At 68.1% G+C, this 22,150-nt stretch carries 23 protein-coding genes; 19 read left to right on the top strand and 4 right to left on the bottom strand.

Annotated features, from left to right (window positions below; translation table 11 throughout):
* The 18 genes from ligA (at position 1) to VTA80_RS03040 (ending at position 18,014) form a co-directional block, all read left to right on the top strand.
* On the top strand, positions 1-1,296 hold the full coding sequence (gene ligA, locus VTA80_RS03125; protein WP_407343963.1) for a protocatechuate 4,5-dioxygenase subunit alpha: 1,296 nt from the start codon (positions 1-3) through the stop codon (positions 1,294-1,296).
* 2 nt (positions 1,297-1,298) lie between these two features.
* Complete coding sequence (locus VTA80_RS03120) at positions 1,299-2,261, top strand: Gfo/Idh/MocA family oxidoreductase (protein WP_407343962.1); 963 nt, start codon at positions 1,299-1,301, stop codon at positions 2,259-2,261.
* A 19-nt stretch (positions 2,262-2,280) separates the two neighbouring features.
* Entirely contained in the window at positions 2,281-3,303 is a 1,023-nt protein-coding gene (locus VTA80_RS03115) for an aldo/keto reductase (RefSeq protein ID WP_407343961.1), read from the top strand.
* Entirely contained in the window at positions 3,300-4,484 is a 1,185-nt protein-coding gene (locus tag VTA80_RS03110) for a 4-oxalomesaconate tautomerase (protein ID WP_407343960.1), read from the top strand. The genes VTA80_RS03115 and VTA80_RS03110 overlap by 4 nt, the downstream gene beginning before the upstream one ends.
* A 50-nt stretch (positions 4,485-4,534) precedes the next feature.
* Positions 4,535-5,740 (top strand): 4-hydroxybenzoate 3-monooxygenase, encoded by a 1,206-nt coding sequence (locus VTA80_RS03105; protein ID WP_407343959.1) that lies wholly within the window; start codon positions 4,535-4,537, stop codon positions 5,738-5,740.
* Between the two features lie 160 nt (positions 5,741-5,900).
* On the top strand, positions 5,901-7,172 hold the full coding sequence (locus VTA80_RS03100; protein WP_407343958.1) for a cytochrome P450: 1,272 nt from the start codon (positions 5,901-5,903) through the stop codon (positions 7,170-7,172).
* 2 nt (positions 7,173-7,174) lie between these two features.
* Positions 7,175-8,290, top strand: coding sequence for a PEP/pyruvate-binding domain-containing protein (locus VTA80_RS03095; protein WP_407343957.1), 1,116 nt, complete (start codon positions 7,175-7,177; stop codon positions 8,288-8,290).
* 118 nt (positions 8,291-8,408) lie between these two features.
* A complete protein-coding gene (locus VTA80_RS03090) occupies positions 8,409-9,713 on the top strand; it encodes a hypothetical protein (RefSeq protein ID WP_407343956.1) in 1,305 nt (434 codons plus the stop codon).
* Positions 9,674-10,180 carry a PEP-utilizing enzyme gene (locus VTA80_RS03085; protein WP_407343955.1) on the top strand — a complete coding sequence of 169 codons (507 nt, stop codon included), beginning with the start codon at positions 9,674-9,676 and terminating at the stop codon, positions 10,178-10,180. The genes VTA80_RS03090 and VTA80_RS03085 overlap by 40 nt, the downstream gene beginning before the upstream one ends.
* Positions 10,173-10,928 carry an SDR family NAD(P)-dependent oxidoreductase gene (locus tag VTA80_RS03080; RefSeq protein ID WP_407343954.1) on the top strand — a complete coding sequence of 252 codons (756 nt, stop codon included), beginning with the start codon at positions 10,173-10,175 and terminating at the stop codon, positions 10,926-10,928. The genes VTA80_RS03085 and VTA80_RS03080 overlap by 8 nt, the downstream gene beginning before the upstream one ends.
* A gap of 28 nt (positions 10,929-10,956) precedes the next feature.
* Entirely contained in the window at positions 10,957-11,277 is a 321-nt protein-coding gene (locus tag VTA80_RS03075) for a 2Fe-2S iron-sulfur cluster-binding protein (protein ID WP_407343953.1), read from the top strand.
* Between the two features lies 1 nt (position 11,278).
* Entirely contained in the window at positions 11,279-12,535 is a 1,257-nt protein-coding gene (locus tag VTA80_RS03070; RefSeq protein WP_407343952.1) for an NAD(P)/FAD-dependent oxidoreductase, read from the top strand.
* A gap of 2 nt (positions 12,536-12,537) precedes the next feature.
* The gene (locus VTA80_RS03065) at positions 12,538-13,206 is read left to right on the top strand and encodes an HD domain-containing protein (RefSeq protein ID WP_407343951.1); all 669 of its coding nucleotides are present in this window, start codon (positions 12,538-12,540) and stop codon (positions 13,204-13,206) included.
* Positions 13,203-14,663 carry an aldehyde dehydrogenase family protein gene (locus VTA80_RS03060; protein ID WP_407343950.1) on the top strand — a complete coding sequence of 487 codons (1,461 nt, stop codon included), beginning with the start codon at positions 13,203-13,205 and terminating at the stop codon, positions 14,661-14,663. The genes VTA80_RS03065 and VTA80_RS03060 overlap by 4 nt, the downstream gene beginning before the upstream one ends.
* 160 nt (positions 14,664-14,823) lie before the next feature.
* Complete coding sequence (locus VTA80_RS03055; RefSeq protein WP_407343949.1) at positions 14,824-16,263, top strand: ABC1 kinase family protein; 1,440 nt, start codon at positions 14,824-14,826, stop codon at positions 16,261-16,263.
* 6 nt (positions 16,264-16,269) lie between these two features.
* Positions 16,270-16,524 (top strand): hypothetical protein, encoded by a 255-nt coding sequence (locus tag VTA80_RS03050; protein WP_407343948.1) that lies wholly within the window; start codon positions 16,270-16,272, stop codon positions 16,522-16,524.
* Between the two features lie 109 nt (positions 16,525-16,633).
* Positions 16,634-17,200 (top strand): DUF1269 domain-containing protein, encoded by a 567-nt coding sequence (locus VTA80_RS03045; protein ID WP_407343947.1) that lies wholly within the window; start codon positions 16,634-16,636, stop codon positions 17,198-17,200.
* Positions 17,201-17,411: 211 nt separating this feature from the next.
* Entirely contained in the window at positions 17,412-18,014 is a 603-nt protein-coding gene (locus tag VTA80_RS03040) for a GAF domain-containing protein (protein WP_407343946.1), read from the top strand.
* A gap of 242 nt (positions 18,015-18,256) precedes the next feature.
* Here VTA80_RS03040 and VTA80_RS03035 read toward each other — a convergent pair whose 3' ends face one another.
* The 4 genes from VTA80_RS03035 to VTA80_RS03020 all read right to left on the bottom strand — a co-directional run bounded on the left by VTA80_RS03035 (position 18,257) and on the right by VTA80_RS03020 (position 21,144).
* Entirely contained in the window at positions 18,257-19,153 is an 897-nt protein-coding gene (locus VTA80_RS03035) for a dioxygenase (RefSeq protein WP_407343945.1), read from the bottom strand.
* Positions 19,154-19,193: 40 nt separating this feature from the next.
* The gene (locus tag VTA80_RS03030) at positions 19,194-19,769 is read right to left on the bottom strand and encodes an NADPH-dependent F420 reductase (RefSeq protein ID WP_407343944.1); all 576 of its coding nucleotides are present in this window, start codon (positions 19,767-19,769) and stop codon (positions 19,194-19,196) included.
* Positions 19,770-20,083: 314 nt separating this feature from the next.
* Complete coding sequence (locus VTA80_RS03025; protein ID WP_407343943.1) at positions 20,084-20,518, bottom strand: DUF2809 domain-containing protein; 435 nt, start codon at positions 20,516-20,518, stop codon at positions 20,084-20,086.
* Positions 20,434-21,144: a GNAT family N-acetyltransferase gene (locus VTA80_RS03020; protein WP_407345658.1), complete on the bottom strand. Its 711-nt coding sequence runs from the start codon at positions 21,142-21,144 to the stop codon at positions 20,434-20,436. Before VTA80_RS03020 ends, VTA80_RS03025 begins: the two co-directional genes overlap by 85 nt.
* A gap of 218 nt (positions 21,145-21,362) precedes the next feature.
* Between VTA80_RS03020 and VTA80_RS03015 the strand changes: the two genes are divergently transcribed.
* Complete coding sequence (locus tag VTA80_RS03015) at positions 21,363-22,142, top strand: SDR family NAD(P)-dependent oxidoreductase (RefSeq protein WP_407343942.1); 780 nt, start codon at positions 21,363-21,365, stop codon at positions 22,140-22,142.
* The last annotated feature ends 8 nt before the right edge of the window (positions 22,143-22,150 follow it).

The raw sequence follows: 22,150 nt of genomic DNA, 5'->3' as shown, positions 1-22,150 counted from the left end.
ATGGCACTCGCTAAGCCCTACAAGGACATCCCGGGGACCACCATCTTCGATGCGGAACAGTCTCGAAAGGGTTACCACCTCAACCAGTTCTGCATGTCCCTCATGAAGCCGGAGAACCGCGAGCGGTTCTTGGCGGATCAACGCGCCTACGTCGACGAATGGCCGATGACCGAGGCGCAGAAGCAGGCAGTGCTCGACGTCGACCTCAACGCGGCCATCGCCGAGGGCGGCAACATCTACTTCCTGTCCAAGATCGGTGCCACGCACGGGATGTCGTTCCAGCAGATGGCCGGCTCCATGACGGGTCTGTCCGAGGCTGCGTACCGGGACATGATGCTCAGCGGCGGGCGCAGTCCCGACGGCAACCGCATCAAGGACAACCCGAACCCGCAGCACCAGGAGCACACCGAGGCGACCGGTCAGGCGCGGATCACCGCGAGCGTCTACACCTCGCACGTCCCGGCGCTCGGGCAGGCCGTCGACGGGGGCAAGACCCAGGAGCCGTACTGGAAGAAGGTCTTCGACGGGTACGAGTACTCGAAGGAGTGGATGCGGCAGAACACCCCCGACGTGATCTTCCTCGTCTACAACGACCATGCGACAGCGTTCGACATGACCCTGATCCCGACCTTCGCCATCGGTACCGGTCCCGCGTACGAGGTCGCCGACGAGGGCTACGGCAAGCGTCCGGTGCCCGACATCGAGGGCCACTCCGAGTTCGCGGCCCACATCGCCCAGTCGGTCATCATGGACGACTTCGACCTCACGCTCGTGAACGAGATGGTCATCGACCACGGCCTCACCGTGCCGCTGTCCCTCCTGTTCGGCCAGCCGACCGAGTGGCCGTGCCGAGTGATCCCGTTTGCTGTCAACGTGGTGCAGTACCCCGCGCCGTCCGGGCGGCGCTGTTACGAGCTCGGCAAGGCCATCCGCAAGGCTGTGGAGTCCTGGGACGAGCCCCTCAACGTCCAGATCTGGGGGACCGGTGGGATGAGCCACCAGCTCCAGGGCACCCGCGCGGGGCTGATCAACCCCGAGTGGGACAACGCGTACCTCGACAAGCTCATCGCTGATCCCGCGGAGCTGTCGACCTCGCCGCACCTCGACTATGTCGACGAGGCCGGATCCGAAGGGATCGAACTGGTGATGTGGCTCATTGCGCGCGGCGCGATGGACGACCAGAACGGTGGCGACCCGGTGAAGGTGATGCACCGCTTCTACCACGTGCCGGCGTCGAACACGGCTGTCGGTCACCTGATCCTAGAGAACCCCAGCAAGCCACTCGTGGAGGGATGAACATGGCCAGCGTGAACACGGTCCGCATCGCCCTGGCGGGAGCGGGCGCCTTCGGCCTGAAGCACCTTGATGGGCTCCAGAACATCGCGGGTGCCGAGGTGGTGGCGATCACGAGCGGCAGCATCGAATCCGCCCAGAAGGTTGCGGCTGACTACGGGATCGGCCGGGCGGTGGCGAGCCTCGACGAGGTCCTGGCGATGGACGACGTCGACGCCGTCATTCTCGCCACGCCGACCCAGATGCACGCCGCGCAGATGCAGGCCTGCCTGACGGCGGGCAAGCACTGCCAGGTGGAGATCCCCCTGGCTGACAGCCTCGCGGATGCCGAGGCGACCCTCGCGGTGGCGCAGGTGTCCGGCAAGATCGCGATGGTGGGCCACACCCGGCGGTTCAACCCCAGTCACCAGTGGGTCCACGACAAGGTCACGGCGGGGGAGTTCGCGCTCCAGCAGCTGGACGTGCAGACGTATTTCTTCCGCCGCCGGAACATCAATGCCAAGGGGGAGCCGCGCAGCTGGACCGATCACCTGCTCTGGCACCACGCGGCCCACACCGTGGACCTGTTCGCCTATCAGGCGCAGTCGGAGATCGTGGCGGCCCATGCGATCCAGGGGCCCATCCATCCCGAGCTGGGCATCGCGATGGACATGTCGATCCAGCTCAAGGCCGCCTCGGGTGCGATCTGCACGCTCTCGCTCTCCTTCAACAACGACGGCCCGCTGGGCACCTACTTCCGCTACATCGGTGACACGGGCACATACCTCGCCCGGTACGACGACCTGTTCACCGGCAAGGACGAGCCGATCGACGTGACCAAGGTCGCCGTCTCGATGAATGGGATCGAGCTCCAGGACCGGGAATTCGTGGCGGCCATCCGGGAGAACCGGGAGCCCAACTCGTCCATCCAGCAGGTGATGCCCTGCTACCGCGTCCTCGGTGCGCTGGAGCAGCAGCTTGCTCGCTGACGGGAAGGAGGAGCCCCGTATGTCCACCACCCTGCCGACCCGCAGGATCGGTCCGTTCGAGGTCAGCGCCCTCGGGCTCGGCTGCATGGAGCTGAGCCACGCCTACGGCGTCCCGCCAAGCCCGGATGAGGGCAGCCGGTTGCTGCTCGCCGCCCTGGACCGCGGGGTGACCTTCTTCGACACGGCCGCTCTCTACGGCGGCGGCCGCAACGAGGAGCTCCTCGGTGCTGCTCTGAGTGGTCACCGGGACGAGCTCGTGCTCGCGAGCAAGTGCGGCATGCAGATCGTGGACGGGCGGAAGTCGATCGACGGCCGGCCGGAGGTCCTGAAGGCGACGTGCGATGCCGCCCTGCGGCGGCTCCGGACGGACCGCATCGACCTCTACTACCTCCACCGCTGGGACAGGTCGGTCCCGGTGGAGGAGAGTGTCGGGGCTCTCGCCGAGCTCGAGCAGGCCGGCAAGATCCGCGCCATCGGGCTGTCCGAGGTCTCGGTGTCCACATTGCGCCGTGCGCAGAGCGTGCACGCGATCGCCGCGGTCCAGAACGAGTACTCCCTGTGGACGCGTAACCCCGAGCTGGGGCTGTCGGAAGCCTGTCGCGCCGACGGCGTCGCCCTCGTGCCGTTCTCCCCGCTGGCGCGGGGCTTCCTCACCGGCGCGCTGAGGGACGTGAGCACGCTCGCCATCACGGACATCCGCCGTGCCATGCCCCGCTTCGGCGAGGAGAGCTGGCCGGCGAACGTCGCGCTCCTGGACGGCTACCGGGCGCTCGCGAACGAGGCGGGCTGCACCCCCGCGCAGCTCGGACTGGCGTGGCTCCTGACGCGCGGCGACCACGTGGTCCCGATTCCCGGGACGACCGACCGCGGCCACCTGGCGGAGAACCTGGGCGCCCTCGACGTCGTCCTGGCGCCCGACATCCTGCGCAGGGCCGACGCGCTGATCAACCAGAAGACCGTCTGTGGCCCGCGGTACAACGCGGACCAGTCCGCGGAGGTCGACAGCGACACCTTCCCCGACCCACCAGAGGCAGTCGCATGAGCCCGAGCACCCAGACCGCGATCCCGTGCCACTTCCTGCGCGGCGGCACCTCCCGTGGCCCGTACTTCCGCGCCGAGGACCTCCCGCAGGACCTCGCCACCCGCGACGCCGTCCTCCTCGCTGTCCTGGGCTCACCCGACCGCCGGCAGATAGACGGTCTCGGGGGAGCCCACCCGCTCACGAGCAAGGTCGCGATCGTGGCGCGCAGCAGCCGTGCGGGGCTGGACCTGGAGTTCCTGTTCGCACAGCTCCAGCCGGACAGCGACCTCGTCGACACGACCCCCAACTGCGGGAACATGCTGGCCGGAGTGGTGCCGTTCGCCATCGAGGCGGGGCTGCTGGAGCCGACGGGGGACGTGACCAGCGCGAGGGTACTCACCCTCAACACCGAGATGGTGGCCGAGATCACGGTCCAGACGCCGCTCGTCGACGGCGTGCGGAACGTCGAGTACGCGGGCGGGGCCCGGATCGACGGCGTCCCCGGGACGTCCGCCCCCATCGTCATCAGCTTCCTGGACACGGCAGGCTCGGTGGCCTCCGGTCTCCTGCCGACCGGGAACGTGCGCGACACGGTCGACGTCGTCGGGGTCGGCAGGATCGACGTCACCTGCATCGACAACGGGATGCCGCTGGTCATCCTCGATGCCGCGGTCCTCGGCCGCACCGGGTACGAGAGCGTGGCCGACCTCAACGCGGACGCCGAACTCAAGGGCAAGCTCGAGAAGCTCCGGCTGCATTGCGGTGCCCTGATGGGCCTCGGGGACGTCACCACGAAGAGCTACCCGAAGATGACTCTCGTCGCCCGCCCACGGGACGGCGGCGCCATCTGCACGCGCAGCTTCATCCCCCGGGTCGCGCACGAGGCCATCGGAGTGCTCGCGGCCGTCACGGTCGGGACCGCCTGTGTGCTCGACGGGTCGGTCGCGGCCGACATCGCCGATCGCGGTGCGACGTCGCCGGACGGTTCGCGGACGTTGTCCATCGAGCACCCGACGGGCGAGTTCACGGTCGAGCTGGGCATCGACCCCGACGACCCCCAGAAGGTGACCCGGGCCGCTCTGCTGCGCACGGCCCGCCTCATCATGCGGGGCGAGGTGATGGTGCCTCGCGCGGTGTGGTCACCGGGTGACCGCACGAGTGTGCCGCTGGCACCCCGACCCGCGACCGAGCTCGACCACTAGGGCTTACAAGCACGACCCGACACCAGACGTACGAACATAGGAGTTCGAAGATGGAACGCGAGATCATCAAGACCCGTGTGGGCATCGTCGGGGCAGGTCCGGCTGGACTCATGCTCTCCCACCTCCTCGCCCGCCAGGGCGTGAGCAGCATCGCGATCGACAGCCGCGAGCACGACGTCATCGCCACCACCCACCGGGCCGGCATCCTCGAGGCGGGCAGCGTCCGCATGCTCACCGAGACCGGCGTCGACGGTCGCATCCTGACCAACGGGTATGAGCACAGCGGCATCTACCTGCGCTTCAACGGCGAGAACCACCACATCGACTTCAAGAAGCTGGTCGGCCAGACGGTGTGGCTCTACCCGCAGAACGACGTGTTCGTCGATCTGGCGGCCGCCCGCAAGCGCGACGGTGGTGACGTCCGCTTCGGCACGAGCGACGCCGAGGTCATCGACTTCGAGACCGACGCACCCAAGATCAACTTCACCGACGCCGATGGCAAGGCCAAGCAGATCCAGTGCGAGATCGTCGTCGGAACGGACGGCTCCCGCAGCCGGTGCCGCGACCTCATCCCCGGCCGCGTCAAGCACACCGTCCGCTACCCGTTCGCCTGGTTCGGCATCCTCTGCGAGGCGCCGTTCAGCTCCGACGAGCTGATCTACTCCCATTCCGAGAAGGGCTTCGCCCTGATCAGCCAGCGCACGGACAAGATCCAGCGGATGTACTTCCAGTGCGACCCGGAAGAGAAGGTGGACGACTGGACCGACGAGCAGATCTGGGATCACCTCGACGAGCTCGTCGCCGGCCCCGACGGCTTCACGCTCAAGCGCGGTCCGATCTTCGAGAAGAGCGTTCTCCAGTTCCGCTCCTTCGTGCAGGAACCGATGCAGCACGCGAACCTCTTCCTCGCCGGCGACGCCTGCCACACCGTCCCGCCGACGGGCGCCAAGGGCCTCAACCTGGCGTTCGGTGACGTGGCGCTCCTCGCCCCAGCCCTCATCGCCTGGGCGAAGACGGGTTCGCGGGCTGACCTCGACACCTACGGTGTCCGCGCCGCGAACCGCATCTGGAAGTCCCAGAACTTCTCCTACTGGATGACCCAGATGCTGCACACCCCGGCCGATGACAGCTCGTTCATGCGCAAGCGCCAGATCGGCGAACTCATGGCGGTCACCTCGTCCGACGACAGCATGAAGTATCTCGCCGAGTGCTACACCGGCTGGCCGTACGACCTCCCCGCACTGATGCAGGAGTGATTTAGCCAGCTCCACGAGGGCAAGCCAGCCCCCGCAGAAGGTGACCACCGGATGACGACTTACAAGACGTTTCCCAACTTGACCATGCCCGTTCATGCCGAGAAGTACGCTCAAAAGTAGTACCTGCTCACGTAGGTACGTGCTCACAGAGGAGGGGACAATGACGTTCGCCAATCCCGCAAACGCCACCACCGGTTGCCCGGTACAACACGGCTACGAGCCGTTCGACATGAAGGATCCCTTCCCCGCCTACGCCGAGCTCCGCGCGGAGGAGCCGGTCATGTTCGACGAGCGGACCAACCTGTGGGTCGTCACGCGCTACGACGACGTCAAGGCCGTGTTCGAGGACTGGGAGACCTTTTCCAGCGAGAACGCGCAGAAGCCCGTCCGTGAACGAGGTCCAGAGGCGAAACGGATCATGGACGAGGGCGGCTTCACCGCCTACTCCGGCTTGTCCGCGCGTACGCCCCCGGAGCACACGCGCATCCGCAAGGTCGTCCAGAGGGCGTTCACCCCCCGCCGGTACAAGGCGATGGAACCCCACATCCGCGAGAACGTCGCGGCCCTCATCACGGAGATGGTCGCGCGGCCCGAGCGAGACGGCGACATCGTGCGCGACATCGCCTACGACCTCCCGACCATCACCATCCTGACCCTGTTCGGCCTCTTCGACGAGCAGACCGCGAAGGTACGCATCGCCCAGTTCAAGGGCTGGTCCGAGGCGCGGGCCATGATGACCTGGGGTGACCTCGACGACGCGGCCCAGGTCCCGTACGCCCACCAGCTCGTCGAGTACTGGCAGGAGTGCCAGGCGCTGGTCGCCAAGGCGCACGCCGAGCATGGCGACAACATGCTGGGCGACCTTGTGCGGGCGCAAGACGACGGCGACCCGATCAGCGATCACGAGATCGCGTCAGTCGCCTACAGCCTCCTGTTTGCGGGTCACGAGACCACCACCACCCTGATCAGCAACTGCGTCCGCGTCCTGCTGGCGCACCCGGACCAGTGGGCCGCGCTGGTCGCGGACCCGGACCGCATCCCCGCAGCGATCGAAGAAGTGCTGCGTTACAGCGGCTCGATCGTCGCGTGGCGCCGCAAGGCGCTGACGGACGCGGAGGTGGGCGGGGTGTCCATCCCCGCCGGGGCGGAACTGCTGCTCGTCATGGGCTCGGCCAATCGCGACGAGGCCAAGTTTGCCGACGGCGAGACGTTCGACATCGAACGCCCCAATGCCCGAGAGCACCTCTCGTTCGGCTTCGGCATCCATGTCTGCGTCGGCAACATGCTGGCCAAGCTGCAGGCCCGCATCGCCCTGGAGGAGATCGTCCGGCTAGCCCCGAACCTCACGCTCGTCGAACCCGAGGGGATCGACTTCCTCAAGAACCTGTCCTTCCGCGTCCCCACCGCAGTCCCCGTCACCTGGGAGGCGTGAGCATGACCACCACCGATGTGAAGTACGTGTGGGCGTTCGATGCGGGCATCGAGCCCGAGCACGCCGAGCTGGGCGGAAAGTGCGGCTCGTTGGTGTCGATGACGACGGCCGGCATGCCGGTCCCGCCCGGCTTCGCCGTCACGACGTCGGCGTACAACGAGTTCATCGCGTCCGCCGGGATCGAGCAGGACATCCGCCGCTACCTCGAGAGCATCGACCCCGAGGACACGAAGGCGGTGGACGAGGTGTCGCAGCGGATCCGTGACGAGATCATGAGCTTCCAGATGCCGGCCCACATCCACAACGCCACCCGCGACGCCTACAACGCGCTCATGGAGAAGTGCGGCGGCGAGGTGCCGGTCGCGGTGCGCTCGTCGGCCACCGCCGAGGACCTGCCGGACGCCTCGTTCGCCGGTCAGCAGGACACCTACCTCTGGCTCGTGGGCTCGGCCGCCGTGAAGGAGCACATCCGGCGGTGCTGGGCATCCCTGTACACCACCCGGGCGATCATCTACCGGCTCAAGAACGACATCCCGAACGAGGGGCTCGGGATGGCCGTGGCCGTCCAGAAGATGGTGAACGCCCGCGTGGCGGGTGTCGCGATCACGATGGACCCGACTAACGGGGACCGGTCGAAGATCACGATCGACGCGTCCTACGGGGTCGGCGAGATGGTGGTGTCCGGGCTGGTCACGCCGGACAACATCATGCTCGACAAGGTCACCCTCGTCGTCGTCGGTGAGCACATCGGTGACAAGCACGCCGAGCTGGTCCCCGACGCCTCCACCAAGTCGCTCGTCCAGCGGGAGGTCCCGCGCGAACGCGCCGATGTCCGCTGCCTCACGGACGACGAGCTGAAGGCCGTGGCCCTGATGGCCAAGCGTTGCGAGAAGCACTACAAGTGCCCGCAGGACATCGAGTGGGCCCTCGACGCCGACCTCCCGGACGGCGAGAACCTGCTGCTCTTGCAGTCGCGACCCGAGACCATCCACTCCAACAAGCCGAAGCCCGAGGGCATCCCTGCGGCTCCCGCGCCGAACTTCTCGATGAGCAGCATCACGGCTTCCATGCTTGGCACGAGCAGCGTCCCCAGCACTCCCACCTGGCCGGTCTCCTGACCCGCTGGCCCGTCACCGAAAGGACAATTTCGATGGGCAAGAAGTCCTTCCCTAAGCCGTCCGACCTGGTCACCCCCCCGGTGCCGAGGGCTGGGAGAAGATCTACCCGTACTACCTGGTGTTCCACGACGACCTCCGCGAGGAGGAAGACGCGAAGTTCTGGTTCTGCGACAGCCAGCACTGGCCGACGGTGTTCAAGCCGTTCGAGACCATCGGTGGCGAGTTCGCGGTGAAGTGCCTCGGCCAGGTCAACGCGCGCCACCTGATGATCCCGAACGCCAACGGCATCGAGTTCCGGATCCACCTCGGCTATCTCTACATGTCGCCCGTGTCCGTGGACCCGGCCGAGATCCTCGCCCGCATCCCGCACTTCGAGGAGCGCGTCGGCTACTACTTCCAGAACTGGGAGCCCCTGCTGGAGAAGTGGCACACCAAGGTCAAGGAGACCATCAACGACCTCGAGGCCCTCGAGTTCAAGCCGCTCGCGGCGATGGTCCCGATCGAGGACATCCACAGCGGCAAGGCCATGGACGGCTCGGAGGTGCTGCTCGAGAACTACGACCGGCTCATCCAGCTGACCTACCAGAACTGGCAGTACCACTTCGAGTTCCTCAACCTCGGCTACATCGCCTACCTGGACTTCTTCAACTACTGCAAGCAGGTCTTCCCGAACATCCCCGACCAGTCGATCGCGACGATGGTCCAGGGCGTGGACATGGAGCTCTTCAAGCCCGACGACGAGCTGAAGAAGCTGGCCCTGCTCGCCCAGAAGCTGGACCTGCACGCCTGCTTCGATGACGTCACTGATCCCGAGGTCGTCTTCGCCAAGCTGCGCAACCTCCCGGGCGGTGACGTGTGGCTCGAGATGTGGAAGAAGGCGCACGACCCGTGGTTCAACTTCACGGTCGGGAACGGCTTCTACGGCCACGACAAGTACTGGAACGCCCACCCCGAGATCCCGCTCGACTACATCAAGGACTACCTGCGCCGCATCGAGGACGGACAGCAGATCATGCGCCCGGTCGCCGAGCTGATCGTGGAGAAGGACCGCATCGTCGAGGAGTACCGCGATCTGCTCGAGGGCGAGGCGCAGCAGCTGTTCGACATGAAGCGTCAGCTGGCCGTGACCGCCTACCCCTATGTGGAGAACCACAACTTCTACATCGAGCACTGGACCATGGGCGTCTTCTGGCGCAAGGTCAAGGAGCTCTCCCGCGTATTTGTCGAGGCCGGCTTCTGGGAGCACGAGGACGACATCCTCTACCTGAACCGCAACGAGGTCCGGGACGCGCTGTTCGACTACATCACCTGGTGGGGCGTCGGTGCCCCAAGGCGATCGGCCCGCGGCACTGGCCGCCGATCATCGCGGAGCGCGCAGCCATCGTGGCGGCACTCAAGACCCAGCGCCCGCAGCCGGCCCTGAACACCCCGCCCGAGGTGATCACCGAGCCCTTCACGCGGATGCTGTGGGGCATCACCACCGAGCAGGTCGAGTCGTGGTTGTCCGACGACGCCGAGAAGGGTTCCGCGCTGAAGGGCATGGCTGCGTCTCCAGGCATCGCCGAGGGACCCGCCCGCGTCATCATGACGTCGGACGACCTGAGCGAGATCGAGCCCGGCGACATCCTGGTCACCCCGGTGACGGCGCCCAGCTGGGGGCCGATCTTCGGCAAGATCGCGGCGACCGTGACCGACATCGGCGGCATGATGAGTCACGCCGCCATCGTGTGCCGGGAGTACGGGCTGCCCGCGGTGACGGGAACGGGCACGGCCTCCACCACGATCACCACGGGGCAACGGCTTCGCGTGGACGGCACCAAGGGGACCGTGGAGATCCTCGACGACCTGCCGCTCGCCGAGCTCAGCGTCGGTGGGCAATTCAATGCCTGATGCGGTCAACCGCACCGTTCTCGTGACCGGTGCCGCGGGCGGGCTGGGTCGGGCGTTCGCGCTCGGCTTCGCCGCCCGCGGCTACCGCGTCGCGGTGGCCGACCTGAACGTCGAGGGAGCCGACGAGACCGCGGCCCTGCTGGCCGAGCAGGGGACGGACGCCTGGTCGACCCGGGTGGATGTCACGTCCGTGGAGTCCACCGAGCAGCTCGCGCTCGGTGTCTCGGAGTTCGGTGGCGGGCGCATCGACGTGGTCGTGAACAACGCGGCCGTCTACGCCACCGTCACGCGGTCTCCGTTGGAGGACATCGACCCCGCCGAGTGGGACCTCGTGATGAACGTCAACCTCAAGGGCCCGTGGCTGGTGACGCGCGCCTGCAGCCCCTATCTGGTCGACGGCAGCCGGGTCATCAACCTCGCGTCCGCGACGGTGTACAGCGGCTCGGAGCAGTGGGCCCACTACGTCGCCTCCAAGGGTGGCGTGATCGCCCTGAGTCGTGTGATGGCCAAGGAGCTCGGCCGGCGTGGCATCACCGTGAACACGATCGCACCGGGCTTCACCCTCACCGAGGCCAGCTACGGCCTCATGGGGTCCGGCGCGGAGTCCTATGGCATCGACCGCGGCGCGCTGCGCCGCGCCAGCCAGCCGGAGGACATCGTCGGCGCGGCACTCTTCCTCGCCGGCCCGGACTCGTCGTACATCAGCGGCCAGACGCTCGTCGTCGACGGCGGCCGCCAGTTCATCTGACCTAGCAATCGCCACCAAGGAGACCTGCATGCCGACAATCACCACCACAGATTCCTCCGGCGTCTCTCGCACAATCGAGGCGAGCGTCGGGGACTCGGTCATGGAGACTGCCGTCCGGAACGGCGTTCCCGGAATCGTCGCCGAGTGCGGCGGCTCGCTCTCCTGCGCGACGTGTCACGTGGTCGTCGATCCCGACGACTTCGCAGGTCTGCCTGCGATGGAGGAGATGGAGGACGAGATGCTCTACGGCACCGCCGTCGAGCGCGAGGACTGCTCGCGCCTGTCATGCCAGATCAAGGTCACGGAGGGCATGAACCTCCACGTGACCACGCCCGCAAGGCAGGTCTGAGATGGCCGCAGGACTGCTCATCATCGGCTCCTCGCAGGCCGGCGTCCAACTCGCGGTTGCTCTGAGGGCACTCGGTTTCACCGAACCGATCACCCTGCTCGGCGACGAGAACCACCGGCCCTACCAACGGCCGGCGCTCAGCAAGGAGTACCTGCAGGACAAGGTCAGCAAGGAATCGCTGATCTTCCGCACTCAGGAGTACTGGGACACGCACGAGATCCGCGTCGTCCGTAACGAGCGGATCATCCGGATCGAGAAGGACGCCGATGGTTCCGGCGTCGCGCACAGCATGTCGGGCGCGGAGTTCTCGTTCGACCGGCTCGCGCTCGCTGTGGGGGCCCGCGCCCGCAAGCTTCTCGTCGAGGGGATCGACAGCAACGGGGTGCTGTACCTCCGCAACGCCGACGACGCCCTCGAGCTGAAGGCTCGCGTGCCCGACGTGCGCGACGTCGTCGTCATCGGCGGCGGCTTCATCGGCATCGAAGCGGCCGCGAGCCTGCACTCGATGGGGCGCACCATCACGCTGCTGGAGGCCGGATCGCGCCTGGTCGGCCGGGCCGTGGGCGAGGAGACGTCGCACTACCTGCTCGAGCACCACCGGTCTCACGGCATCGACATCGTCCTGGACGCCCGGCTGCGCCGGATCATCGCAAAGGGTGACCGTGTTGCCGCGGTCGAGCTGGAGGATGGGCGGATCATCAAGGCCGACCTCGTCCTGATCGGTGTCGGCGTGATCCCGAACACCGAGCTGGCCGAGCGCATCGGGCTGGAGTGCGACAACGGCATCCTGGTCGATGCGTACTCGATCGCCTCCGACGGCGTCACCATCGCCCTCGGGGACGTCGCCAATCTGCCCAACCCCGTCCCGGGTGCGCCGGAAGGAAGCCGGGTCCGCTTCGAGAGCGTCAACAACGCCGTCGAGCAGGCCAAGATGGCCGCCTACTCGATCGCGGGACGCGCCGAGGAGTACCGGCTCATCCCATGGTTCTGGTCCAACCAGGGCGTCCTCAAGCTGCAGATCGCCGGGCTGTCGACCGGTGCCGACTCCACCGTCGTGCGCCACGACCCCGACAAGGGCCGGTTCAGCGTCCTCTACTACCGGGGCGACCGGCTCCTGGCGGCCGACTGCGTGAACGCTCCGCTGGACTTCATGGCAGTCAAGGCCGCCCTCGGCCAGCACGTCACGTTCCCGGCCGACGAGGTCGCCGATCCTGCGATCCCGCTCAAGTCGCTGCTACCGACCACCACGAAAGGTTGACCATGGTCCTCCCGCTGCCGGCGCTACCCGTCGCCGCCACTGGCCCGATCGACACGTCGCCGATCGTGCTCCTCGGCGCACAGCCGACGGACCTCGACCCGATCTGGAAGTCCGTCGTGCCGGAGCTCCGTGTCCGGGGCAACGACATCCACCTGCCGATGTCCATGGCCTACGCAGACCGGCTCTGCGCCGCCAACCCCGAGGCCGACAGCCTGGTCGTTCGTGTCGCGGTACTCCTGCACGACACGGGGTGGGCGCGCGTCGACGAGAGCAAGATCATCTCCGAGGGATTCTCCAAGGACTGGCGCAAGGCGCAGATCCGCTTCGAGCACGAGGTGGCCGGCTGCGCGATCGCCCGCGAGGTGTTGCCGCCGCTCGGATACGGGGAGCGGTTCATCGACGAGGTCTGCGCGATCATCGACGGCCACGACACCCGTCCGGAAGTTCGCTCCCTGGAGGATGCCATGATGCGGGACGCCGACCGCTTGTGGCGCTTCACCACCGCCGGCATCGCGCTGATCTCGGGATGGTTCGGCATCACCCCGGCCACCAACATGGACCGCCTGAGATCCGAGATCATCCCCGAGCTGCTCACCGAGGCCGGGATCGCCATGGGCACAGCCGAGCTGGATCGGACCGAAGCCATCCTGAAGTCGCCGGTGCTGCGGTGATCACTCGCCAGACCCCGCTGCGATGGTCGGACACCACCGACCTCTTCATCGGTGGTTCCTGGGTCACGGCGAACGGCGACGAGGCCATGGACGTCGTCGACCCGGCCACCGGGGAGCGCTGGGGATCGGTGCCCAATGCCTCCCCGGCGGACGTGGACGCCGCCGTGGCGGCCGCCCGTGAGGCGTTCGATCACGGTCCGTGGCCGCGGATGAGCGCGTCCGAGCGTGCGGACATCCTGCTCACGATGGCGGACGAGCTCCTTGCCGATACCGAGCCCCTCGCCGCCACGAACACCCGCGAGAACGGCTCTCCGGTCATGGAGACGCTGGGAGCCGCCGCCAACGCGGCCAGCCTCCTGCGGTACTTCGCCTCGCTCGCTCCGCACCTCGAGCGCGACGACGTGCGGCCGTTCCCCACGGGCGGTGCCGAGTCGGTGGTGCGCCGCGACCCAGTGGGGGTCTGCGCGCTGATCGCGCCCTGGAACTTCCCGATCAACCTTGTGGTCATCAAGCTGGCCCCGGCGCTGCTGGCCGGCTGCACCGTCATCATCAAGCCCGCTCCGACGACGCCCCTGTCCATCCGATTCGTCGTCGAGGCTGCCCAGCGGGCCGGGGTGCCCGCCGGCGTCATCAACCTTGTCACCGGCGACGGTGCGGTCGGCGACAGGCTCGTGCGCCATCCCGACGTCGACAAGGTCGCCTTCACCGGGTCCACGCCCGTCGGACGTCGCATCGCCGCAGCCTGTGGCGAGCTGCTGCGGCCGGTCACCCTGGAGCTCGGCGGCAAGTCGTCAGCCATCGTCCTGCCGGACGCGGACCTGGCAGCCATGGGTTCGGTGCTGGTGCGGTCCTGCCTGCGCAACACCGGCCAGACCTGCTACATCTCGACCCGCATCCTGGCGCCGGCCGAGCGATACGACGAGGTCGTGCGGATGGTCACCGACGAGATCGCGCGCAGCAAACACGGCGACCCGTTCGACCCCGACACGGTGTTCGGGCCGGTGGCGTCCGCAGCGCAGTTCGCGGTGGTGATGGGCTTCCTCGACTCGGCGCGCGCTGAGGGCGCGCGCTTCATGACGGGCGGCCACTCCGTGGACGGGCCCGGCTACTTCATCGAACCGACGGTGCTGGCCGACGTCACGCCAGCGATGCGGGTTGCCCGGGAGGAGATCTTCGGGCCCGTGATCACGATCATTCGCTACGACACGGTGGACGAGGCGATCGGGATTGCCAACTCGACCCCGTTCGGGCTCGGCGGGATCGTGTTCTCGGCCGACGCGGACCACGCGCTCGCGGTCGCGGAGCGCGTGGACTCCGGTTCGGTCGGGATCAACTTCTTCGCCTCGAACCACTCCGCACCATTCGGCGGACGCCACGATTCCGGACTAGGAGTCGAGTACGGGCTCGAGGGACTGGGCGCCTACCTGACCTACAAGTCGATCCACAGGCGCACCTGACTTCGTCGCGCACCCGTCGAAGTCCAGCGGGGCGCGGGGCCCGCGCTGATTGTTCGTGTTGGGCGGCTCGGTCAGGATCGGGATGGCTCACTGCCGCCTCGCCCGGTGGCTAGAGCGCTGCCATGCTGGCAGCCAGTCACCCTTGCGAGCGAAGGTTGCCATGAGTCAAGACTTTGCCGGAGTGCTCTTTCGTCACCGGGAGCGGATCGCGGAGATTGTGGATGTCCTGGCTCGGTATGGCTTTGCTGGCCTGGCGAGCAGGGTCGGTGATCTGCCTGAGGCCGGCCTTGCTGCTCGGGCTCTAGCTCGCAAGGCGGACGCGGAGCTCGCGGCGGGGACGGCGGGTCAGCGGTTGCGGGGAGCCCTCGCCGAGCTCGGCACCTCGTGGATCAAGCTTGGTCAGATGCTCAGCTTGCGCCCTGACCTGGTCGGCCCGGATGTGGCCGCGGAATTGGCGCAGCTGCAGGCGAACGTGCCGCCCGACCCGGCGGGTTCGGTTGAAGCCACGATCCTCGCCGGGCTGGGTCGTCCGGTCGAGGAGGCCTACGGGTCGTTCGAGTCGGTGCCGTTGGCGTCAGCTTCGGTAGCCCAGGCCCACCGCGCCACTCTCGTGGACGGCACAGCGGTCGTGGTCAAGGTGGTGCACGCCGGTGCCCGGCAGCGGGTGCTGGAAGACCTTGAGCTGATGCGGGCGCTGGCCGGGGTGCTGGCGAGGGATGAGGAGATCGCCCGCTACTCCCCGACGTCGCTGGTTGCTGAGTTCGACACCATGATGCGGTCCGCCATGGACCTGCGCCAGGAGCTGGTCAACCTCCAGCAGGTCACCGTGAACTTCTCAGGCGAGCCCGATGTGGTCGTCCCGGCCCCGTTCCCGGAGCTGTCTGGCCGCGACTTCCTGACCATGTCGTTGCTCTCAGGTCAGCAGATGAGCGGCCGAGACTCCGTGATCGCCAGCGGGTGGGAGGTCGACGCCCTGGTCCGGCGGGCGTCCGACGTGTACCTGGAGATGGTGTTCCGCGACGGGCTCTACCACGCGGACCCGCACCCGGGAAACTTCCTGCTGCCCGACGGGGGCCACCTGGCCATCCTCGACTTCGGCGACGTCGGTCATCTGACCGGCCCCCGCCGCGATCAGCTCGAGGCGCTTCTGGTGGCCGTGGCCGCACGCGACGTCGAGGAACTGGTCGACGTCGTCGTCGAGCTGACCCACCCGCCGCGCGACTTCGATCGCGACCGGCTGGCCGGGCAGATCGAGACCTGGCTCAACCGCTACCTCAGCGGCGGGGTCGGCGACCTCGACATGACCGCGATGGTCGCTGCCGGGATGCAGATCATGCACGACAACACGTTGACCTTCCCCGCCGACCTCGCGCTGCTCTTTCGCGTGCTGCTGCGCCTGCAGGGGCTCGGCAGCGCGATCGGGGCCAATGTGTCGCTCACTGAGCTCCTGCGGCCGTACCTGAACCAGATGGTGGCCGATCGTCTCGACCCGGCCAAGGTGCTGCGCCAGGTGCGCCGCACGGTGCGCGGCTGGGAACGGCTGGTTGCCTCGGCCCCGGCCGATCTGCGCTCGATCATGGACCAGCTCACCTCCGGTTAGGTGGGGGTGGACTTCCGCATCCACGACCCCGACGGCGTCACCGACCGGCTGGTGGACGGGCTGCTGGGCGCCGCATCCCTGCTGGCGGCCGCCCAGCTCGTGGGCCGACGATCCGGGCCCACGATCGCGGGCGTCTCTGTTCCGGGACTGGCCGCGCTGGCTGTGGGCGTGGGCACCTGGCAGCGGCTGGCGTGGCGCCGCAACCCGCACGCCAGCGGGCTGAGCCGCGTGCGGGAATTGGTCGTGTCACGGCGGCGATAGCCGACCGGGCCGGTTGGCTCTCGGGTCGCGCGAGTGGCTGGGGCGCGCCATGATCGCTGAACCGACGCCGGGCGAGCAGCCGGGATGACCTACCGATCAGGAGATCACCATGTCAGAGGACCAAGCCGTCACTGAGCAGGGCGACAACGTCGTGGCCGCCGCCGCGGTCACCGACGGCGCTTACACGCTTTTCGCGGCGGACTTCGCCGACACCGACACGGCCTGGGAGGCCTACGAGTTTCTCAAGGAGATCGAGAACGGTCACACGCTCGAGATCGAGGGCGTCGTGGTCGTCAAACGGGAGGCCGACGGCACTTTGGAGGTCCAGAAGGCCACGGACCGCAGCACCCGGCGCGGGCTGCGGTGGGGCCTGGTGGGAGGAGTCGTGCTCGGGGTGATCTTCCCGCCCTCGATCCTGGGCAGTGCTGCGGTGCTCGGTGCGGCGGGGGCGGCCGCGGGCAAAGCTCGTGAGGTCCGCAACCGCAAGGAGCTGGCCGAGGAACTCCAGGACGCGATCGCGCCGGGACACTCCGGAATCCTCGCGTTGGTCTCCGACCCGGGCGCAGTCGAGATCCGCAAGGCGCTGGAGAAGGCCGACGCCATCGTGGAGAAGGCGATCGACAAGGCCGACGCCGCCCAGATCAAAGCGGCCGCGGCCGCGGCCGACCCCGCATAAGCCGGACTCACGCGGACGGCCCAGTGCCTTTGGGGGTTCGAACCCGGCCGCGCGGTGTGACTGCGCGGGCTCACGTCTAGCCCCTGCGACATCACGGCTTCGGTGGGAGGGTGGAGTAGTCGGGGGCTCGTTGAGCACGCCACGTCGAGACGCGCCGTCTCCGGTGCGCAAAGCACGCGGGGCTCGCCCCCTCGGGACCGGTTGGCCATCCATGTCCGACGTCGATCCGGTGGTGCGCTCGAACGGGGCCACCCACCACCCGGCCAGCGAGCTGCAGAACCTCATGCTCACGACCGAGGTCGTGGAGTCCTTCCTGCAGGAGATCGCCGACGCTGCCGCGACCGCGCTCGGTGGTGCGATCTCGGCCAGTGTCACGATCTCCCGCGAGGGCCGACCGGTCACCGTCGCGAGCAGCGACGCCTACGCCGCTCAGTTCGATGAGGTCCAGTACAGCCACCTCGAGGGACCATGCCTGACGGCCCTGCGCACGGGGCAGACGATCCTCATGGACGACCTCGCCGTGGACAGCCGGTTCCGGCAGTACAGCCCCCGGGCCCTGGCGCTCGGGGTGTGCTCATCGCTGTCGCTCCCGCTCACCGGTGGGGACAGCACCGTGGGCGCGCTGAACCTCTACGCACGGCACATCCACGGGTTCGGCGCAGCCGAGCAAGCCAGCGCCGCGCAGTTCGCACGTGATGTCTCGCGGGCTCTGGGCCTCGCCATTCGCCTGGCCGAAAAGGTGGAGCTGACCGAGGAGCTGCGTGCTGCGCTCAGATCGCGCACCCTGATCGACCAGAGCCTGGGATCATCATGAGCCAAAGGTCATGCGACGCCGACGCGGCAATGGCGATCCTCAGCGCCGACTCCCTCCACCTTGACGTCGAACTCCTGGTTCGCGCTGCCCAGATCCTCCGTGCGGTGAGCACGTCCCGGGGCAGCGACGGGGTACCAACCCAGAACTGACGGGCACAACGCCCCCTGCCGCTGGGCTGCCGTTGCCGACCGTGGCGGCCGATTCGCGTGCGGTCTTCGGCAAGCCCTTCGGCTGCGGGGTCGTCAGGCCGTCTGGAAGGAGCGCTTGGCGAGGCCGATGGCGTAGCCGTCGATGGTCGTCGTCGGCGCCGCGGTGGGGTCGGCGGAGGCGCCCAGGGTGACGAACAAGGGGGTGAAGTGCTCGACGGTCGGGTGGGCGTAGGGCATGCCCGGTGCCTTGGCGCGGAAGTCGGCGAGCTCGTCGAGATCTCCTCGGCGCAGGGCGTCGGCGGCCCAGGTGTCGAAGTCCGAGGACCAGCCCGGCACGTTCTCGGGGTGGGACCAGTCGAGGTACGGCAGACCATGGGTCATGTAGCCGGAGCCGATGACGAGCACCCCGGCCTCGCGCAGCGACCGCAGGCGTCGTCCGAGGTCGAGGAGCCGCTCGGGGTCGTGCGTGGGCATGCTCAGCTGCAGCACCGGGATGTCGGCGTCGGGATACATGATCTTGAGCGGGACCCAGGCGCCGTGGTCGAGGCCGCGGCTGCGGTGCTCGTGGACGGGCTCGGTGTCGGGCATGAGCGCCGCGACCTGCTGCGCGAGCTGGGTCGCGGCCGGGGTGTCGTAGCGCATCTGGGAGTACATCGGGGCGAAGCCGCCGAAGTCGTAGACCAGCTCGGTGGGCCGGGTGGTGCTCAGGCTGGGCGGGGCGGACTCCCAGTGGGCCGAGACGATGAGGATGGCCTTGGGCTTGGGCAGGGCGCGCGCCCAGGTGTGCAGCTGGGTCATCCAGTCCGTCATCTCGAACAGCATCGGGGCGCCGTGGCTGAGGTAGAGGCTGGGCAGCGGCCCGTCGTCGGGGGTCCACAGCGCATGCGCTCCCGCCCGCTCGATGGCAGCGGCGCGACGCAGGTGGGCAGAGAACGGGTGATCAGCGCGGATGCGGGCGTCGGCTGCGGCGGTCGTGCTCGTGGCGGTCATGCGACTCCTCTGAACGGTCGAGGTGGCGACTGCGGTCCGGTCAGGCGATGGTGGCGAAGCCGCCGGTCCAGGAGATCTTCTCGGTGGCGGCGAGGGTGAGCTGCAGGAAGCCGAGGGCTTCGAGCTCGCGGGCCCGCTTGAGGGAGCCCGCATCGACGGCGCGCAGGCCGCCGGCGGTGACGACGGCGGCGAGCGCGGACTTGGCGTCCGCGTCGTCCCCCGCGATGAGCACGGTCGTGGGCAGGCCACCGACGGTGCCCGAGGCGAGCGTGCCGGCGAAGGTCGTGTTGAACGCCTTCAGCACACGCGAGTGGGGGAGCGCGGCCGCGATCTCGTGGGCGGCCGAGCCGTCGGCCGGCACGACCAGCGAGTCGAAGGTCTCGAAGTCCAGCGGGTTGGTGATGTCGACGACGACCTTCCCTGCGAGCTGGTCGCCACGCTTCGCCAGGACGTCGGCAACGGCGGGGTAGGGGACGGCCAGGACGACGATCTCGCCGCTGATCTGCTTGTCCGCGTCGCTCTGGCCGAACAGCTCGACGGTGCTGCCGCCGGCGGTGACGACGCTCGCGATGGCCTGTCCCATGTTGCCGGTGCCGATGATGGTGACGTGCGCCATGATGTGCTCCCTGAAGTGGTTGGTTGTTGCTACAAGTAGAACCTACTCCAGAAAAGTTGTCTCGACAACTATTTCCTGAGGATGGGTTCCTGGACGCAACCGAGCTGCTGCCGGGGGCGTCACCAGTTCGGGGGTGTCCTTCGTTCGGAGATGGTGTTCAAGGGCGGCCGACGCGACACGGTGATGTTCTCGCTTCTGCCCGGCGAGCTGCGGTAGCACCGTGGCTCGCAGCGACGCTGGCCGGGCCGAGCCCAGGGTTGTCGCCATAAGCGTCAGGCGACAGCGGAGGACACCTCGTGACAGGCGTTTTGTTGTTACCCGACGTGGCGCTTGGCGCCGGCGTCCTCGCTCGTCGTGGTGAGTGCCAGTGTGGAGCCTCCGCGGTCGACGAGCGCCGTGACAACGACTCCAGCTGTGTACGCCGCGAGGTCCACGGGCTCGAAGGTGGTCCCGAGCAGGTAGCGCGCTGGCCCCCACCACTCGACCACGGCGGCGGAAGCTCCGGTGAGCTGCGTGAGCTCGACGGCGACGCACAGTCCAAGCGCGATCGCTGCGACTAACCGGGTGCGCGAGCGTGGTGTTGCGAACGCGACGAGCAAATAGATCAGTGCCGCGTACATGCCGTCCCCGATCGCGCTTGAGATCGAGCCGTGACCGAGGTTGGTCACCAGCAGGCCCGCGACGACGACCATCGCGGCCGCGGCGCTGAGTTGGTATCGGCGTGGCGACTCGACGAGTGCAAGGGACACGGGGCCAGGGTAGGCCGAGGGTGAGCGTCCCGACCTTCAGTTCGCGCTCGAGCTCGAGCCGGCACCGCCGACGGTCTCGTATTTTCGGGGCCTGTCGATCCTGTAGACGAAGTGCAGAGGGTCGTCGATCGGGTTGTTGGGCTCCGTCGGGCCTTCCGCGATCCGCTGCATGCCCGCCTTCTCCAGCGCGCGTTACGATGCGGCGTTTGCGGCAACGACAGCGACCAGCACCACGGGAACGCGCGGATGGTCGGTCCAGGTTTCTCGATCGCCGCGGCAATCATCCTCGAGCCCAGTCCGCGACCGCGCAGAGTCCGGTCGGCGATGAGGTAGTCAAGCTCGACGGCGCCGTCGGGCACGTCAACGAGCGCCGAGAATTCGGCGAGGTCACTCGGGTAGTCGGCGATGAATGACCGCTGCACCAGCCCAATCGGACGACCACCGATCGACACGACGAGATCCTCGCCGGCTTCCTCACCCCGAACGCTCGGTCCAAAGTCACGCTCAACAGCCTCTGCACTGCTCTCGTGATTCCACCAGCGCGCGACCTGAGGCTCCTGCAGCCACTCGGCGAGCAGAGGTAGGTCCGAAGACGTCAACGGCCGCCAGGCCAACTCGGCAGACATCCAGGCATCCACCCCAGACACGCTATCCATCGCTGCCGCTGATCGACAGCTCAGCGACGAACGGTCATGCTGACGCGGATTGCGACCTCGAGCTTGGCCACACTTTCGTTCGGGCGAGGCCCTGTTGTCGATGCTGCCTCACCCCTCGCCCGGTGCGTAGATGCCGGTCAGCACGAGCTAGCCCGTGCTCGAAGGTCCCCGCCGTCTAGGGTGCGGGCATGACCACGCAGGCCTACCTGTCCGAGCTGTTCTCGCTGGATGGCCGTGTCGCAGTGGTGACCGGCGGCAGTTCCGGCATCGGCCGCGCCATCGCCACGGCCTTGGCGCGGGCAGGTGCGAGTGTCGTGGTGGTGGCGCGCAGGGAAGCGAAGCTGGTCGCCACGGTCGGCGAGCTGGCGGCCCACGGCTGCCGGGCGGACTGGGTCAGCGCCGATCTGAGCACCCGTACCGGAGTGCGCGCCGCCGCCCAGGATGCGGCCGAGGTGTTCGGGGAGCCCGACATCCTCGTCAACTGCGCCGGGGTCAACCTGCGGCCACCGATGGGCGAACTGGGCGACGACGTCTGGGACACCACGATGGCCGTGAACCTGGAGGCGCCCTACCTGCTGGGGCAGCGGTTCGGGCCAGGCATGGCCGAACGGGGCTTCGGGCGGATCATCCACGTCACCTCCCAGCAGGGGCATCGGGCGTTTGCTGACAGCGGCGCCTACGGCGTCTCCAAGGGTGCGCTGGAGTCGCTCGCCCGTTCCCAGGCCGAGGCGTGGTCGCCGTACGGCGTCACCTGCAACACGCTCGTGCCGGGTTTCGTGATGACGCCGCTGAACGAGCGACTGTCGTCCGACCCCGAGACGGTGGCGGCGCTGGCTGCTCGCACCATGGTGGGCCGCAACGGTCTCGCCGAGGACTTCGCGGGTGCAGCGGTGTTCCTGGCGAGCCGTGCGTCTGCGTACGTCACGGGTCGGGCGGTCTTCGTCGACGGTGGGTTCTCCGTTCACTGACCCCAAGG

Origin of the sequence: Pengzhenrongella phosphoraccumulans (assembly GCF_045689905.1) — a bacterium.
GTDB lineage: Bacteria > Actinomycetota > Actinomycetes > Actinomycetales > Cellulomonadaceae > Pengzhenrongella > Pengzhenrongella phosphoraccumulans.
Note: the sequence above shows the minus strand (reverse complement) of the source record. Positions and strands in the feature narration are given on the sequence as shown.